The following is a 16,797-nucleotide window of genomic DNA, read 5'->3' as shown; positions in this document are numbered from 1 at the left end:
CGTAGATCACTGTCAGTCTTTGAGGAGCTCGATGACGCGCTGCGCGGCCCGTTGACCACTGCGCAAAGCTCCATCCACGGACGGGGTGGCGTGCTGAATTCCCGCCAGCGCCACCGATCCCTTGATGAGGAGATCTTCGTTCGCTGCCTGGGCGGCCATCGCCGGGGTGAAGGTGGGGAAAGCGTTCGGAATGTGGTGGCGGGTCACCAACTCCCAGCCGGCAGGATCCACGCCCAACAGCGCGCCCATGTGTCGGCGCATCTCTGTTTCGTTGGGGATCTGGTCGGCGCGCAGCGCGCGGGAGCTACCACCGAAGGCCACGCTGCCCTGCACCAGGTGACGCCCCGGCGCATAGGAGGGAGCCACTGCCGTGAGCTCAGCGATGCTGGCCACGGGGCTTTTGCCCGAGCCATCCACGGTGATCACCGGGCTATCCCCCACGGGTTCATCGGAGACAAACCAGAAAGTTTCCATCCCGCGCGTTGGCAGCAGAGAACGTCCCAGCAGTTCAGCCTCCACATTTTGTGGCACGGCGAGAATCACGTAGCGGAAATTTTCCACCCGCCCCTGCTCTCCTAGCTCCACGCGCACTGTTCCTGCCTGGTGAGCGCTCGGTTCCTGCACGCGAATGCCGGTGACCTTGGCATTGGTTTCCGTGATCACCCCGGTATTGCGGCCCAGCAGGTTCGCCACGTCACCCATTCCCTCAGCAGGCACGGTGGGCGCTCCCCGCAGGAACGTGCCGAAGACCCACTTGGCGATGATCGTGGAGGTCTCCCCGTCCGTATCCAGCATGAATGCTCGCATAGCCGGATTGGCCACGGCCGTGCGCATCCGCCGGTTCACCCCGGAGTCATTGAGGGCATCTCGCACGAATGCATCGCGCTTGCGTCGATTCTTACTGATGGTGCGCAGCTCCAGCGAGGAACGATGGGTCAGCTCCGTACCCAACCACTTACGCAGTCCCATGAGGTCGCGCAGGCTGAAGGCGGAGCGCCCACTCTTGGACATCAGATCGCGCAAGATCCGCGGGGTACGCACGGGGTCTCCCACGAAAGCGCGGGTTTCCTCGGTGCAGGTTTGGATTCCCGCCCGGAACGCCCGTTGATTCAGGGCCGCATATTCGCCGCTGCTCAACAGCTCCTTGAGCGAGGGGTACCAGGAGTTGAGCAGCTGAAAGCCATGATCCACGGTGATATCGCCGAAGTGCTCAGAACGCGCGCGGCCTCCCAGCTGGGACGACGCCTCAAACAGCGTGCACCGCACACCCGCATTGCGCAGGGTGCGTGCGGCCGCCAGACCTGGGAGGCCGCCGCCGATGATCGCCACATCACTCATGTTGTTGTCCGCCTCGCTAAACATCTCCGGGAAAATCTACAGATTCCTCCCCATGCTAATTGCCCACCCGCCGGAGCGGTAGCGGGCAACAGGCCTAGCAATTTTAGAACGTTTGTTCTATTATTTATTCGACGCCACCATCGTCTGTCCCGCTCCTCTCCTACTCTGACACTCGTCAAGCAAACGAACACCGCGAACACCCAACTCACACTCCCCACAAACACCCGCAAGGAGAACCGTCCATGCTGCCCCTCCGCCGCCCAGCCACTGCCCACAGCGGGTTCCCGCTATCTCACCTCATCCCCACTGCTCACACCATGAAATTGGGCGAGCAGCTCAAGACCGTTCTCCGGCATCCCCGCAGTCGAATTCGCATCAGTCCCGGTTGGCGCGCGCCGTCCATATCCGTGCATCTCAAGTCCGCGGAAGCGTTGGTGTTTGCTTCAAAGCACCGCATCTCCACCGTGATGTGGGAGAAGATCACCGGCTCTCCCGCGCCCGAGCAGGAAGCGCTGTTCCTCGTCACCCTCAGCGCAATGGTGGATGAGGATTCCCTGGGCGGGAGTGTGCCCAGCGTTTCCGCCGAGATCCACTCACTTTTCCGCACTGTCACGGGTGAGAGCTGGATGCAGCAGGAGCATGATCCAGAAAAACTCACGTGGACGTGGAATTGTCTGGTGACGGAGCAAGATCTTCAACGCCCCGCCGTCCGGGAAAAGACAACGGCCGCCTGAGAGTGATCTCAAGCGGCCGCTAGGGAGGAGTTAATTACTCGTCGTCCTCGTCGAAGTCCATGAGGTCTTCACCATCGAGGTCTGCATCTGCATCCTCGGGGAAGAAATCCTCTTCATCGTCGTCGTCATCTTCATCGTCTCCGAGATCAAACTCGTAGCGATCATCCAGGGGAACCAGCATCTCTTCCCAGTCGTATGCCTGCTGCGCTGCCACGGCCAGGGCATCAAACATTGCTTCGAAGTCTTCGAAGGTTCCCAGTTCCAGTACTTCGCGGGTCTGCTCCCCCACATCGGCAACCGCGGAGCGGAAAATCTCCTGCTTCTCGCTCTCGGTCACATCCTCATCATCTTCGATGAGTTCTTCAGTGGCTTGCTCCAGCAATTCGTCGAAGTCATCGCCATAGGTCACAAAGCTCACGTTTCCGGTCGGTGCCGCACCTTCGGAGCTGAGCTCCACGATCAGCACTGAATCCTCGCCCACGGAGGCGTACACCACGAAAGGCTCGTAAGGGTCCTGCTCAAACTCCAGCTCGTCCAGGCGCTCATCGTCGCCCTCAAGCAGTTCATTGAGCACGCTGATGACCTGATCCATGGCCATGTACTTGGCCACTTCGCGGACAGCGGCTTCCACAGAAAACACCACTCCGACGAGGGCCGCATCAAACTGCTCATCCTCGTCGGAAACATCAGCCATCGCCACGAATACATTCGCGGCCTGGATAGATTCGGCAGCTCCCACGCCTTGGATCAGTGAGAACTGAATCTCCAGCTCCGGAGCAATGGGTACGAACAGAGTATCTTCAGCGATCCTCGATTCGATGTCCTCGGAATCTAAGGCTTCAGCAATGTCTTCATAGAAACCCACAACAGGTTCCTTCCCACGAGTTTCCCCGTTTGTCTGTGACAGTCACCCCGGCAAGCACCGACGCTCGCACTCATGTTAACCCTCCTCGGGCTACCCGGCTACCGTCCGGGCCGTGGCAAAGGGATTCCTTCCGCTTCACCCATCCACCCATGCATCCGAAAACTCTCCCACGCTTCGCGGTGAGCCCGGCGCGGATCGTACTCAGTGCGGGAATCTCTCTCGATAATCCGCGTGGCTCGCGTGGCCTCGGTATAACGTTCCCAACCTGGGTTTTCTCCCCAGATGAATCGGGCCCACGCTCCCTGCATTTCTGCTGTCACCTGGTCCATGTCCGAGCCCAAGAGCACGCGCGCCTTGGACGCGCTGGCATCACCGAACAGGGCGGATAGCTCCATCGAGTGCATCGCCCCAACCCCCAGCCGGCGCAGCAGCGCGGGCGCGTAATCAAAGCGATACATCCACACCTCGTTGCCGGAGCGCGCCTGCAGGTCTGCCAGACGAACTGACTGCGCCCAAAACACGGCGTCCGAAAGAAGGTTGGCAAACGCCTGCCGCTTACCCACGTCCCCATAAGCCTCGGCCAGCTGCGAGGCCAGCTCTGGGTCATGGGCCTCCAGCATGGTGCGCACCGCCTGCGCCCGCTTGCCCTTGGTGAAGAACAACACCTGCGTGGCGCTGAGTTCATCATCATTGGTGCCAATCAACATCGGCACCTGATGCTGGTGAGCGTTCTCAAAGGCGGTTAGAGGGTGCTCGGGCATGGTGCGCCCATCAACGGTGTTTCCGAAACACGAGTTGAGTTCCCACAAGCCTCGCCCGCGCCACAGCATCTGCTGCCCGGCGCGCACCAAATCCCCCGCGGACATACTCTCTAAATCCCGCACGGAAACCGTGCGCGGGGTCAGTCCCGCATACTGCACCAATTTCCGCGACCAGGTCTTGGACTGCTCCGGGCCATGCACGGTCAGCACCGGGGCGGATTGCAGAATCACGCGGTGAAACAACCCCTGCGCGCTCGGGGTGGCGAGTAGCGCGCCGATTGCAGAGCCGCCAGCGGATTCTCCCATCAGCGTCACCCGAGCGGGATCACCACCGAAGGCAGCGATGTTTTCCTGCACCCATCGCAGTGCCAGCAACTGATCCTTCAGCGCGGGGTTGGGCTCGTAATCCTCGCTGCCGGGGATTCCCAGCGAGCTCATATCCAGGTAACCGAACACACCAAGCCGGAAATTCACTGCTACGTACACGGCATTGACCTGCCGGGAGAAGTTGAAGCCCCGCAGCACCGCGGTGTGGCTGGCACCTGCGAAAAATCCGCCCCCATGCAGATAAACCACCACCGGCAGCGTCTCCTCGGTATCCGGGCGAACCACATCCAGATTCAGGCAGTCTTCTTCGCCGACCACTTCATCCTTGAGCGTGTATGTGGTCTGCGGAGCCACCGGGCCATACTCATCAGCAGGCCATACGCCCTCCCAGCGCACGGGGCGCGGCGCTTTCCACCTGGCGGCAACCCCATAGGGAACTCCCCGCCACGTACGCACGCCATCGACAACCAACCCGCGCAGTGTTCCATCGGCCAGGGTGGCGTCGATAAATGAGCCCTGCGGCTCCTCGGGCTGGTCGGTGGCTGTCATGACGCTCGATAATAGGACTCGAGGTCAAACTTCGCAGCCAATGGACCATTGCCACGAGCTGGGGAAAATTCCATTACTCTTACTCTCCAGTGCAGGACAAGTGAAAAAGAAGAAAGGGAAAAGACAATGGGACTCTTTTTTAACAAGAAGAAGGATAAGAACGCCGAGCCACAGCAGCCGGCCAATCCCCTAGATAACAAGGAATACCCCAGTGGCCCCATCGCTGGGCGCTTCTTTAAGGGCGTGGACCGCGCGGCATCCGTGCAGCAGCCAGCGGTGCACGCTTACGTGCAAAAGGTAGAAGCTAAACACGCTGGCAAGTCTGTGGAAGAAAAGCAGCGCGTACTGGACGCTCACTTCAAAAACCTGGCTACCGGCACCGGCCTGGGAACCGGCGGTCTCGCTGCGATGCCCGGAATCGGTACTTTGCTCTCCCTCGGTGGAATCGCCGGTGAGTCCGCAGTTCTGCTGGAGGCGTGTGGCCTGTACGCGCTGGCCTCCGCCGAGCTCCACGGCGTTGATATCTCTGATCCAGAGAAGCGCCGCACCATCGTGCTCACGGTTGTCTCCGGGGCTTCCGGAAACGAGCTGGTGCAGGCCCTTACCCAGGACGGCGCGCTGGGCTCCATCAAGTCTCTGCGTGGTCTGAAGAATGCTTCCGGCCGGGATCTCAAGGTCGTGAACTCTTCCCTGGGCCGCATCGCGTTCAAGCAGATGCGACGCCGCTTCGGTGGCGCGATGGTCGCCAAGATCCTGCCGTTCGGTCTGGGTGCCGTGCTCGGCGCCAAGGCCAACCGCAAGATCGCCGATGCGATGATCCAGCAGGTCAACAGCCTGATGGTTGCATTCAAGGATTCTCAAGCCGGTTCCGCTAACAAGTAGGAACCTGCCCTTTCTCCTGTGACCAGCACATTATTCTTCTACATTCGTCAGCATTCCTGGCTCCTCGCGGGAGTACTGATATGTAGCGTGCTGGTGCCGGGGGTTGCTGTACTCGCGCCGTTGTTTGCGGGAGCCGCGATTGATGGCCACAGTGGTGCCATCGCCGGTCTGCTCGCCGCAGCAACGGCGCGTTTTGCGATTCATGGCTCCAGGCGTTTTCTCTCCGGCACGCTATCCGTGCACGTGCAGCATTCCCTGCGCCTGGCGGTGATGCGCCGGCTGTTGTCCATTGATGCAGCCCAATCGGCCCGCTTGCGCACGGGACAAGTGGTCTCTCGCACTATTTCCGATCTGGGTCAGGTGCAATCGATGGTGGCCACGCTGCCCATCATCTTGACCGGGTTGCTGGAAGTGGTACTGATCTGCGGAATTCTGCTGTTCATGTCCCCGCCCGTGGGACTGTTGGTAATCGCGCACCTGCCGGTGATGTTCTTCGTGGCCGCCCGCTCCCGCAAGCGCCTCTACCCGGCCACATGGGTGGCGCAACAGCAGACCGCGGAGATCGCCTCGCACATCGAGCACTCCGTGGCAGGCGTGCGGGTGGTGAAGAACTTCGGGCAACAACCCCGGATGCTGGCGCGCTTCACTGAGCTGGCTTCCACGCTCTTTGGTTTGCGGCTCGTGGTGGGGCACATCACCGCTCGATTCCAGCCCGCGCTCAACGCGCTGCCCAACATCATGCTGGTCGGGGTGGTCGCGGTTGGCGGCTGGTTAGCCGCACACGGCCAACTCACTGTGGGCGAATTCCTGGCCACCGCCACGTTCATCACCATGTTGGCGCGCCTCACGCGCATGACCTCCTCCATGCTGGTGGGAGTGTTCGTGGCCCGTTCCTCGGTGCGCCGCTTGGAAGAACTTCTGGAGCTGCCCGTCCGCCCCAACCCTGAACAATCACCGAGCAACCCCGTTGTCAGCCTCCGCGGCACCCTCAATTCCCGCGATGGCCACCCCGTACACGTGGACATTCCCGCTGGCCGCACCACCGTGATCATGGGCGGCCCAGCTTCCGGAAAAACTTACCTGGCCCACGCCCTCGCAGGCTTGCGCACCGAGGCCGCCAGTAATTTCCGCGCGGAGCTGGCCGATGGCACCGCGCTGCCACTGTTGGACGTGCCGGAAAATGCCCGCCCGATTCTGGTGGCCAACGAGCCCTTTCTCTTCTCTGCCAGCATCCGCGAGAACGTCTGCCTGGGCAGCAAGGCCACCGATGAGCAGGTTCTCGAAGCGCTCCGGGTCGCGTGCGCGGATGGCTTCGTGGCCGATCTTGGCGGACTCGACACGGTGGTCGGGGAACGCGGACTGACTCTTTCCGGTGGCCAGCGCCAGCGCATCGCCCTGGCCCGCGCGGTCCTGCGTAACCCTTCGTTCCTTATTCTCGACGCCGCCACCTCCGCCATCGACACCATCACCGAACACCGCATCATGCAGAACCTGGAGGAGCGCACCCAGGGCCTGACCACAGTGGTGATCGGCCACCGGCATTCCACCGAGCAACAGCCCACGCTCACCCTCCCGGAACCGCAGTCTCACGAACTCTGGCCAACCGATCCCCCGCGTGCCGCATCTGCCCTGCAGGAATCCCCCGCCGGGGCCGAGGCCATCTACTCCGCAACCAAAGAATCCCCACGCGTCGAGAGCTACACCGCGCCTTTCAGTCTGCGCTCCCTCATCTCCCTCATCCGCATGCCGCTGATCGCGGTGGTTGCCACCCTGTTGGTCACGGTGTTGGCGGATATCACCCTGCCCAGCTTCATCCGCTACGCGCTGGATGAAGGAGTGGCCAAGACCAACCTTTCAGTGATTGCCTCCATGGCCGCGGCAGCACTGGCCGTGGTGCTGGTGAGCTGGGCAGCGCTGGCTCTGAATACCGTGCTGACCATGCGCGCGGGGGAAAACTTGCTGTATGCCCTGCGCCTGCGGTGCTATCGCCAACTGGGCCGCATGGACATCAAGTGGTTTGAGACGCATTCCTCCGGGCAGATCATGACCCGCCTGACCACGGATATCGATTCGCTCTCGAATTTCCTCTACAATGGCCTGTCCCAGACCATCGTCAGCGTCACGGTGCTCATCGGCGTACTGGCCATGTTGCTCTTCACCGATCCCACGCTCACGGCAATCACCGCCCTGTTCCTGCCGATCATCGCCGTGGCCTCCTGGGTATTCAAGCGCACCGCCAGCCGGCTGTACACCGAGTCCCGCGCGCAGGTCAGTCAGGTCAACTCCACGTTCCAAGAATCCATCTACGGCCTGTTGGCCACCCAGAGCTACGGCTACGGCCCTCACCTGGCCGCGCGCTTGGACGGCGAATCCGCCAAATACAGGCACCTGCGCACCAAGGCCCAAGCCGCGGTGAGCATCTTCTTCCCCGGCATCAACTGGCTCACCGAGCTGGCCCAGGCCAGCATCCTGGCCGCCGGTGGCTCTTTGATCGCCAGCGGTCACACCACCGAGGGTGCGGTGGTGGCGTTCAGCCTGTACCTCTCCATCTTCTTCGGCCCAGTCCAGCAGCTCTCCCAGATCTTCGACAGCTTCCAGCAGGCGTCCGTGGGCCTCACCCGCATCGGCGATTTCCTCCGCACCGAGCCCGAGGTCCGCAGCCCTGCCTCCCCTCGTCCGGTGCCGGTAAGCGGGGTTCCGTCGATTGCTTTCGACGCCACCCGCTTCCGTTACTCCACCGATTCCGAGCAGGATCCCGTCTTGGACATCGACACCACCATCAGCGGCGTCACGGCTGTGGTGGGAGCAACGGGTGCGGGCAAGTCCACGCTCGGCAAACTGGTAGCTCGCTGGTATGACCCCCAACAAGGCACGGTGCTCGCGGAATACCCCGATGCTCCGGCGCTGCCGATACGGGAGGCGGAATTGGAAGGGTGGCGTCGAAAAATAGGAACGGTTGCCCAGGAGCCCTACTTCTTCCCCACCACCGTGGCCCACAACATCGCCTTTGGGCAACCGGATGCCAGCCGGGAGGAGATCCAACGCGCGGTCCGGGAGATCGGCGGGGAGGAAATCATCGCGGGTATCCCGGGCGGTTTCCTTGCACCGTTGGATGAACTCGGGGGAAACCTCTCCGCGGGGCAGCGGCAAATCATCGCGCTGGCTCGGGCGGTGCTGCTGCAGCCTTCCGTCATGGTGCTGGATGAAGCCACCTCCACGCTGCCGCCAGAAATAGAGGAGAAGGTGGTGAAGGCCATCACGCACGCGGTGCAGGGACGCACTGCGATCATCATTGCGCACCGCCTGGCCACCGCGGCTCGGGCGGATCGCGTGCTGGTGATGGATGGAGGGCAGATCGTGGAGAGCGGAACCCACGCGGAATTGCTGGCGCTGCGCGGCCACTATGCCCAACTCTGGGAGCGGCATATTACACACGGATCGTGAGTGTTGGGCAGGTCACAAAAAATATGATTTATCTGCAGATATATACATAAACGTCCCCGCCCCTGAGTCGCGGGCCACGCCCGCATTTGTAGTAGGGTGGGTGGCCGACACTGAAGTCATTAAGGAAAGAGGCGAGGACTGCCGTGAGCAGCGCGAATTTCGGTCAGAATGCATGGCTGGTGGACCAGATGTACCAGCAGTACAGCAAAGACCCGCAAGCAGTTGACCCAGAATGGCGCGAATTCTTCGAGAAGAACCCTCAGGGAGGCGCGGACACATCAGCTCCTGCGTCCGCTGAGGAAGAAGGTCGCATGTCTTCCAAGGACGCAGTAAAGCAACAGGTAGTTGCTCAAGCTGCGGCCAAGGTGGAGCCAAAGTCCGCAAAGGACACCGGCCACACCAAGGTTTCCTCCATTCCAGAACGCCAGGCACCACCAGCGCCAAAGGCTCCCGTGGACGCGCCAGAACCTGGCAAGTCCGTTATCCGCGGTGCAGCCAAGGCCGTGGTGAAGAACATGGACCTCTCGCTGCAGATCCCCACCGCTACCTCGGTGCGCGATATGCCAGCCAAGCTCATGTTCGAAAACCGCACCATGGTGAACAACACCCTGCGTGCGCGTGGCGGCGGGAAGATTAGCTTCACCCACATCATCGGTTACGCCCTGATCCGCGCGGTCATGGCTCACCCCGATATGAACAACTCTTATGAAGAGATCGATGGCAAGCCCAACCTGGTAACCCCAGAGCACATCAACCTGGGTCTGGCTATCGACATGATGGGCAAGAACGGCACCCGTTCGCTGGTCGTGGCGGCCATCAAGGAATCTGAAACCTTGAGCTTCGCCGAGTTCGTGGAGAAGTACGAGGACATCGTCAAACGTGCCCGCGACGGCAAGCTGACCATGGATGACTTCTCCGGCGTGACCATCTCCCTGACCAACCCGGGTGGCATCGGTACCCGCCACTCCGTGCCTCGCCTGACCAAGGGCCAGGGCGCCATCATCGGTGTGGGCTCCATGGATTACCCAGCAGAATTCGCTGGCGCTTCCGAGGATCGCCTGGGCGAAATGGGCGTGGGCAAGCTGGTCACCATCACGTCCACCTATGACCACCGCATCATCCAGGGTGCAGAGTCCGGTGAGTTCCTGCGCACCATGAGCCGTCTGCTCATCGATGACGCTTTCTGGGATGACATCTTCCAGTCCATGCGCGTGCCTTATGCACCAGTGCGCTGGAGCCAGGATCTCCCCAACATCGGCGTGGACAAGTCCACCCGCGTGATGGAGCTCATCGAGTCCTACCGCTCCCGCGGTCACCTCATCGCGGATATCGACCCACTGCACTGGACCCAGCCAGGTCTGCCCGTGCCTTCGCACTCCGACCTCAACATCGAAACCCACGGTTTGACCCTGTGGGATTACGATCGCACGTTCAACGTGGGTGGATTCCTGGGTCGCGAGACCATGACCCTGCGCGAGGTTCTCACCGCGCTGCGTCAGGCCTACACCCTCAAGGTGGGTTACGAATACCACCACATCATGGATGCCGACGAGCGCTCCTGGTTGCGTGAGCGCATCGAGGCTGGTCAGCCTAAGTACTCCCAGCCTGAGCAGAAGTACATCCTGCAGAAGCTGAACTCAGCTGAGGCTTTCGAGAACTTCCTGCAGACCAAGTACGTGGGACAGAAGCGCTTCTCCCTGGAGGGTGCAGAGACCCTGATCCCAATGATGGATGCCGCCATCGACCGCGCCGCAGGTGCAAACCTGGACGAGGTTGTCATCGGCATGCCTCACCGTGGCCGTCTCAACGTGCTGGCCAACATCGTGGGCAAGCCTTACTCCAAGATCTTCACCGAGTTCGAGGGCAACATCGACCCAGCCTCCGCTGGCGGTTCCGGCGATGTGAAGTACCACCTGGGCTCCCGCGGCCACTACCACCAGATGTTTGGTGAAGGCGATATCGAGGTCTACCTCGCCGCCAACCCTTCCCACCTGGAAGCCGTGGATCCCGTGATGGAGGGCATCGCCCGCGCCCGTCAGGACCTGCTGGACAAGGGCGAAGAGCGCACCGTGCTGCCAATCATGCTGCATGGCGACGCCTCCTTCACCGGCCTGGGCATCGTTCAGGAAACCCTGAACCTGGCCAAGCTGGATGCCTACGAGGTGGGCGGCACCGTCCACATCGTCGTCAACAACCAGATTGGCTTCACCACCACCCCTGATGCGGGCCGTTCCACCTACTACGCAACCGACCTGGCCAAGGGCTTCGACTCCCCTGTCTTCCACGTCAACGGTGATGACGCCGAAGCCGTGGTCTGGGTTGCTCAGCTGGCCGTGGACTACCGCAACAAGTACGGCAAGGATGTCTTCATCGACCTGGTGACCTACCGTCGCCGCGGTCACAACGAAGCCGACGATCCTTCCATGACCCAGCCGCTGATGTACAAGATCATCTCCGAGCTGCCCACCTCCCGCGCGCAGTACACCGAGACCCTCATCGGTCGCGGAGACCTCTCCGAGGAAGATGCCGAGAAGGTACAGCGCGACTTCCACGAGCAGCTCGAGCAGGTGTTCAACGATGTCCGCCAGGCAGAAAAGGGTGGCAAGCCTCAGGAGCAGACCGGCATCACCGCGTCTCAGGACCTGCCGCACGGCTTGGACACCTCCATCTCCAAGGAACTGCTGGCCGAGATCGGCGACAAGTTCTACAACACGCCTGACTACCTGAAGGTCCACCCACGCGTGGCCCCAGTGGTCAAGAAGCGCAAGGAAATGTCCGAGAAGGGCAACATCGACTGGGGCTTCGGTGAGCTCATCGCCTTCGGCTCTCTGGCCAAGGGCGGCAAGCTGGTCCGCCTGATCGGTGAGGATTCCCTCCGCGGTACCTTCACCCAGCGTCACGCAGTGCTGTTCGATCACGAGGATCTGGATCGCTACAACCCACTGCAGGAGCTGGCTGAGGAAGCCGGCAACGGTGGTTCCTTCCGCGCCTACAACTCCGCACTGACCGAGTTCGCTGCGGTGGGCTTCGAGTACGGCTACACCGTGGGTAACCCAGACGCCCTGGTGATCTGGGAAGCCCAGTTCGGTGACTTCATCAACGGTGCACAGACCGTCATCGACGAGTACGTGTCCTCCGGTGAAGCCAAGTGGGGACAGAAGTCCTCGCTGGTGCTGCTGCTGCCACACGGTTACGAGGGCCAGGGCCCAGACCACTCCTCCGCACGCATCGAGCGTTTCCTGCAGATGTCCGCAGAGGGTTCCTGGACCGTGGCTCAGCCCACCACGCCGGCCAACTACTTCCACCTGCTGCGCCGCCACGCACTGGGCAGCTTGAAGCGCCCACTGGTGGTCTTCACCCCGAAGTCCATGCTGCGCAACAAGGCCGCCGTTTCCTCCATTGAGGACTTCACGGAAACCACCAAGTTCCAGTCCGTCATCGACGATCCTCGTCACGACGGCGTGAGCAAGAACGTGAAGAAGGTGCTGCTGTGCTCCGGCAAGGTCTACTACGACCTCGCTAAGAAGCAGCAGGAAGATGAGCGCGATGACGTGGCTATCGTCCGCGTGGAGATGCTGCACCCAATCCCTTACAACCGGATCCGCGATGCACTGGGCAACTACCCCAATGCTGAGGAGATCCGCTGGGTGCAGGACGAGCCAGCCAACCAGGGTCCATGGCCATTCCTGGCGCTCCAGCTGCCTGAGTACCTCCCAGGTATCCAGATGAAGCGCGTTTCTCGCCGTGCGCAGTCCTCTACTGCAACTGGTGTGTCCAAGGTGCACCAGATGGAGCAGAAGACCCTCGTTGAAGAGGCTTTCGCGGACTAGTAACCCGCGCAAAGACCCCCGCTTCAGCTTTCCTCCATTTCGAGGAGAGCCGGGCGGGGGTCTTTTTGCGGCTGTGCTTGGCCGACCTAACTACTCAGTGGCCGCGCGCTGCGTGAAGTCCTCACCAATGATCTCGTGCAGCTGCCCCTTATCCTCGCGATCCATCAGCGAGGTGCGGTACACCATCACAAAATTCTGCGGCAGCGAGTCATCCTTGCAGGATTGCACCTCCCCCGGGAAAGTCAGCGCGAACTCATTGGGCAGCACCCCCTGCAGCACCGCGGCGGTGGAATTGCGCCAGGCAACCTGGTCTTTTTCATCATCTTGCGAGTAGTCATAGCGGAGCTGGTCGGCCGCATTGGCGTCGAGAAGATCCAACATTTCCCCCAGGCAACCGTAGGTCACATCGGCCTCGCCGCGGGCCAGCGTTTCGATTCTTTTCGACGCCACCACGTCCACATTCCGGGTTGGCCGATCTTCTTCACCCAATTTCTCGGCGAGGGAATCGCGCACCTCCCTAGCCAGCTCCGGATCAATGCTGGGGAACCCCTGCTTGGGCACGGCAATGCGCGCCTCCTGCTTGGGCAGTGGGGCTTCATCATCGGCCACGGGCATCAGCGAGCAGCTGGAAAGGGCCAGGCCCGCAGCAGTCAGAAGGCCGGCGAGAGCCACGGAGGATTTAGAACCACGCATAGAAATACACCGCAATCAGAGCTACTGGGGGAACGAGCAGCCACCAACCGGAGGCGCTGCCTCTGCGGCGCCCCTGGGAGGCCAGAACCACCGCGAGGAAGGAGAACACCGCGGCCACGGCGTGAGCGATCCACATGGAATGGCCGAGCGCGGCAAGCACGCAGGCCAAGCCCACTAAGCCACCCGTAATGAGCCTGCTGAGCGTCCGCACTGTGCAATTACCTCCATGAGTGATCGAGACACAACTACATTACCTGCGTGCAGTAGGCTTGACCGTTATGAGTGGTATGCGTGTGTTTGCTGGACGTCTTGCGGGGATGATCGTTTTAGGACCGGACGGGGATTCGGTGGGACGCGTGCGCGACGTGGCGGTGTCCATCTATGACGACAAAGCCACCGCCCTGGGCGTGGTGGTGGAACTGGTGACCAAGCGGAAGATTTTCCTTCCCATGTTGCGCATCGGTTCCATCACGGAAAACGAACTGACCATGGTGAGCAGTTCCGTGAACCTGCGCCCCTTCAAGGCTCGTTCCGGCGAGATCTCCCTGATGGATGATCTGCTGGGTGCCAAGGTGCACACGGATGATCCGGAGCACCCTGAGCTGCACGGTCGCCCCGTGGAGATCGTGGACGTGGAAATGGAACTCAACCGCACCCGCGATTGGCGTATCCGGCGCGTGGCCATTGCCCAGCGCTCCCGGCTGGGTCGGCGCACCCAGGTGACGATCATCCCGCTGGAGAACATCCAGGGCCTGCACGCCTCTGGTACCGGACGGGTGAACCCGGATGCGGAGCTCATCGCTTCCTTCAGCGAGATGCGCAACGCCGACGTGGCGAATGCCTTGCACGAAATGCCCGAGACGCGCCGCGTGAAGATTGCCCAGGAGCTGGACGATGAACGCCTGGCTGACGTGCTGGCGGAGATGCCAGATGATTACCAGGTGGACATCCTGAGCAACCTGAACATCGAGCGCGCCGCAGACGTGCTGGAGGAAATGGATCCGGACGATGCCGCCGACGTGCTCGCGGAGCTGCCCGGGGATAAGTCTGACGTGCTGCTGGAGCTGATGAATCCGGAGGATTCCGATTCCGTGCGCCGCCTGATGACGTTCAGCCCGGATACCGTGGGTGCACTGATGACCCCGGAGCCAATCATCCTCATGCCGCAGGCAACCGTGGCAGAGGCTCTGGCGCATGCCCGCAACCCGGAACTGCCCACGTCCTTGGCCTCCATGGTGTTCGTGGCTCGGCCTCCTCAGGCCACTCCCACCGGCAAGTACCTGGGCTGCGTGCACCTGCAGAAGCTGCTGCGCGAGCCACCTTCCACGCAGATCGGCGGCATCCTGGACCTGGAACTGCCCGCCCTGTACGCGGAGGACAGCCAGGAGACAGCTGCGCGTTACTTCGCCACCTACAACCTGGTGTGCGGTCCCGTGCTGGATCAGGATAATCACCTGCTGGGAGCAGTCTCCGTGGATGACCTCTTGGATCACCTGCTCCCCGAGGATTGGCGACAGCAGGACTGGCGTGTGGATCCCACGCCCGCCTCTCCTGCTCCCTCCCCGGTAGCTAAGGCCTCCCCCGTTTCCAATACCCGCACCGCTTCACAGAAGGAGGCATAACGTCCGATGGCCAGAAATTACAAGAAGACTGAGCTGGAAACTCCGATCCAATCTGTGCGGCGCAAGCGGATCAGCCTCGATGGCGACAGCGTGGGGGCCGTGGCCGAGCGGGTAGCTCGTTTCCTGGGCACCGGTCAGTACCTCGCGTGGCAGACCATCTTCGTGATCCTGTGGATCCTCATGAACCTGGGCCTCTTCTGGTTCGCGTGGGATCCATACCCATTCATCCTGCTCAACCTGGCTTTCTCCACCCAGGCTGCCTACGCTGCACCCCTGATTCTGCTGGCGCAGAACCGCCAGGATGACCGCGACCGCGTCTCCTTGGATGAGGATCGACGCCGCACGGCGGAAACCAAGGCGGATACCGAATTCCTGGCGCGAGAGCTGGCCGGAGTGCGTATTTCGGTGGGCGATATGGTGACGCGCGATTATTTGCGTCGAGAAATGGAAGAACTCACCGACCTCATGCATCGCATCGAGGACAAGCTGGAAGACACTCGCCACGATGAGGCCTCGTTGCAGGATCCACCGCAGGCTGATGCCGAAGAGCCGAGGTCATCGCGGCGTTAGTTGCGTGTCCGGGGCTGCGTTAGGATGGAATGATCATGTCGATTGTTACTGAATCCGCTGTGCGCAGCGCGCTGTCCCACGTAGAGGATCCCGAACTCAACCGTTCCATCACCGACCTGGGCATGGTTAAGTCCATCGAGATCAACGGTTCCGACGTAGCGGTGGAGATCTATCTCACCATCGCTGGTTGCCCGATGAAGACCCACCTCACGGAAGCCACCCGCGAGGCCACCTTGAGCGTGGAGGGCGTGGAAACCGCCACCGTCACCACCGATGTGATGAGCGATGAGCAGCGCCGCGAGATCCGCGTGAAGGTGCGCGGAGACTCAGCCGACCCAGTGATCCCGTTTGCTCAGCCGGATTCCACCACGCGCGTGTATGCCATCGCCTCCGGCAAGGGTGGGGTGGGCAAGTCCAGCGTCACCGTGAACCTCGCCGTGGCACTGGCCAAGCGGGGACTGCAGGTGGGCATCGTGGACGCGGATATCTACGGCCACTCCATTCCTCACCTCATGGGTTCCACGGACAAGCCGCACCAGGTGGATGAGATGATCATGCCGCTGCAGGCTCATGGCGTGAAGCTGATCTCCATCGGCCACTTCGTGGGAGACAACTCCCCCGTGGTGTGGCGCGGGCCCATGCTGCACCGCGCTATCCAGCAGTTCCTGGGAGATGTGTTCTGGGGAGACCTGGATATCCTCCTGCTGGACCTGCCACCAGGAACCGGCGATGTGGCCATTTCCGTGGCACAGCTGGTGCCCAACGCGGAACTACTGATCGTCACCACCCCGCAGGCTGCTGCCGCTGAGGTGGCAGAGCGCGCCGGTTCTATTTCCCAACAGACCCGCCAGCGCATCGGCGGCGTGATTGAGAACATGAGCTGGATGGATCTTCCCGATGGCACCCGCATGGAGCCATTCGGTTCCGGTGGTGGCCAATTCGTGGCTGATCGCTTGTCCCAGATCGCCGGAACCAAGGTTCCGCTGCTGGGTCAGATCCCACTGGATCCCAATCTGCGCATCGGTGGAGACCTGGGCAACCCGATCGTGAAGGCTGAGCCCAACGCGGAAGTTACGGTGGCGTTTGGCGCGATTGCCGATCACCTGGCTCTGCGCCGCTCATCGCTGGCGGGTAAGTCCTTGAATCTTGGCGTCACCAAGAAGTAAAAGCTTGGCAGAAGCC

At 61.7% G+C, this 16,797-nt stretch carries 12 protein-coding genes; 7 read left to right on the top strand and 5 right to left on the bottom strand.

The window, feature by feature from the left end; genetic code table 11:
- Window positions 1-12: 12 nt before the first annotated feature.
- Window positions 13-1,338, bottom strand: a complete 1,326-nt coding sequence (locus IRY30_RS04115; RefSeq protein ID WP_194556092.1) for an FAD-dependent oxidoreductase — start codon at window positions 1,336-1,338, stop codon at window positions 13-15.
- A gap of 242 nt (window positions 1,339-1,580) precedes the next feature.
- On the opposite strand from IRY30_RS04115, the gene IRY30_RS04110 reads away from it, so the two are divergent.
- Window positions 1,581-2,072 carry a hypothetical protein gene (locus tag IRY30_RS04110; protein ID WP_194556091.1) on the top strand — a complete coding sequence of 164 codons (492 nt, stop codon included), beginning with the start codon at window positions 1,581-1,583 and terminating at the stop codon, window positions 2,070-2,072.
- A 34-nt stretch (window positions 2,073-2,106) separates the two neighbouring features.
- On the opposite strand, the gene IRY30_RS04105 is transcribed toward IRY30_RS04110, so the two are convergent.
- Together IRY30_RS04105 and IRY30_RS04100 are read right to left on the bottom strand one after the other, a co-directional pair.
- A complete protein-coding gene (locus IRY30_RS04105; protein WP_194556090.1) occupies window positions 2,107-2,937 on the bottom strand; it encodes a hypothetical protein in 831 nt (276 codons plus the stop codon).
- A gap of 98 nt (window positions 2,938-3,035) precedes the next feature.
- Complete coding sequence (locus tag IRY30_RS04100; RefSeq protein WP_194556089.1) at window positions 3,036-4,574, bottom strand: carboxylesterase/lipase family protein; 1,539 nt, start codon at window positions 4,572-4,574, stop codon at window positions 3,036-3,038.
- A 126-nt stretch (window positions 4,575-4,700) separates the two neighbouring features.
- Between IRY30_RS04100 and IRY30_RS04095 the strand changes: the two genes are divergently transcribed.
- From IRY30_RS04095 to IRY30_RS04085, 3 genes are all read left to right on the top strand, one after another.
- Window positions 4,701-5,456, top strand: coding sequence for a hypothetical protein (locus IRY30_RS04095; protein ID WP_194556088.1), 756 nt, complete (start codon window positions 4,701-4,703; stop codon window positions 5,454-5,456).
- An 18-nt stretch (window positions 5,457-5,474) separates the two neighbouring features.
- The gene (locus IRY30_RS04090) at window positions 5,475-8,900 is read left to right on the top strand and encodes an ABC transporter ATP-binding protein (RefSeq protein ID WP_194556087.1); all 3,426 of its coding nucleotides are present in this window, start codon (window positions 5,475-5,477) and stop codon (window positions 8,898-8,900) included.
- A 143-nt stretch (window positions 8,901-9,043) separates the two neighbouring features.
- On the top strand, window positions 9,044-12,730 hold the full coding sequence (locus IRY30_RS04085) for a multifunctional oxoglutarate decarboxylase/oxoglutarate dehydrogenase thiamine pyrophosphate-binding subunit/dihydrolipoyllysine-residue succinyltransferase subunit (protein ID WP_194556086.1): 3,687 nt from the start codon (window positions 9,044-9,046) through the stop codon (window positions 12,728-12,730).
- A gap of 90 nt (window positions 12,731-12,820) precedes the next feature.
- Here the strand turns inward: IRY30_RS04085 and IRY30_RS04080 are convergent, their stop codons facing one another.
- Together IRY30_RS04080 and IRY30_RS04075 are read right to left on the bottom strand one after the other, a co-directional pair.
- Window positions 12,821-13,423, bottom strand: coding sequence for a hypothetical protein (locus tag IRY30_RS04080; RefSeq protein ID WP_194556085.1), 603 nt, complete (start codon window positions 13,421-13,423; stop codon window positions 12,821-12,823).
- Entirely contained in the window at window positions 13,410-13,634 is a 225-nt protein-coding gene (locus tag IRY30_RS04075) for a hypothetical protein (RefSeq protein ID WP_194556084.1), read from the bottom strand. Before IRY30_RS04075 ends, IRY30_RS04080 begins: the two co-directional genes overlap by 14 nt.
- Before the next feature lie 67 nt (window positions 13,635-13,701).
- Here IRY30_RS04075 and IRY30_RS04070 point away from each other — a divergent pair, with 67 nt between their 5' ends.
- From IRY30_RS04070 to IRY30_RS04060, 3 genes are read left to right on the top strand one after another with little or no spacing between them, the layout of a single operon-like run.
- Window positions 13,702-15,045 carry a magnesium transporter gene (locus IRY30_RS04070; protein ID WP_194556083.1) on the top strand — a complete coding sequence of 448 codons (1,344 nt, stop codon included), beginning with the start codon at window positions 13,702-13,704 and terminating at the stop codon, window positions 15,043-15,045.
- A gap of 6 nt (window positions 15,046-15,051) precedes the next feature.
- Window positions 15,052-15,615 (top strand): DUF1003 domain-containing protein, encoded by a 564-nt coding sequence (locus IRY30_RS04065; protein ID WP_194556082.1) that lies wholly within the window; start codon window positions 15,052-15,054, stop codon window positions 15,613-15,615.
- Window positions 15,616-15,650: 35 nt separating this feature from the next.
- Window positions 15,651-16,781, top strand: coding sequence for an Mrp/NBP35 family ATP-binding protein (locus IRY30_RS04060; RefSeq protein ID WP_194556081.1), 1,131 nt, complete (start codon window positions 15,651-15,653; stop codon window positions 16,779-16,781).
- Window positions 16,782-16,797: the final 16 nt, after the last annotated feature.

This window comes from Corynebacterium suicordis DSM 45110 (assembly GCF_015351405.1).
GTDB lineage: Bacteria > Actinomycetota > Actinomycetes > Mycobacteriales > Mycobacteriaceae > Corynebacterium > Corynebacterium suicordis.
This window is presented reverse-complemented; position numbering and strand designations above follow the sequence as displayed.

Coding starts and splice junctions, on each gene's coding strand:
- IRY30_RS04065 (WP_194556082.1), top strand. CDS start 15,052: ATGGCCAGAAATTACAAGAAGACTGAGCTGGAAACTCCGATCCAATCT.
- IRY30_RS04100 (WP_194556089.1), bottom strand. CDS start 4,574: ATGACAGCCACCGACCAGCCCGAGGAGCCGCAGGGCTCATTTATCGAC.
- IRY30_RS04060 (WP_194556081.1), top strand. CDS start 15,651: ATGTCGATTGTTACTGAATCCGCTGTGCGCAGCGCGCTGTCCCACGTA.
- IRY30_RS04115 (WP_194556092.1), bottom strand. CDS start 1,338: ATGAGTGATGTGGCGATCATCGGCGGCGGCCTCCCAGGTCTGGCGGCC.
- IRY30_RS04095 (WP_194556088.1), top strand. CDS start 4,701: ATGGGACTCTTTTTTAACAAGAAGAAGGATAAGAACGCCGAGCCACAG.
- IRY30_RS04070 (WP_194556083.1), top strand. CDS start 13,702: ATGAGTGGTATGCGTGTGTTTGCTGGACGTCTTGCGGGGATGATCGTT.
- IRY30_RS04080 (WP_194556085.1), bottom strand. CDS start 13,423: ATGCGTGGTTCTAAATCCTCCGTGGCTCTCGCCGGCCTTCTGACTGCT.
- IRY30_RS04110 (WP_194556091.1), top strand. CDS start 1,581: ATGCTGCCCCTCCGCCGCCCAGCCACTGCCCACAGCGGGTTCCCGCTA.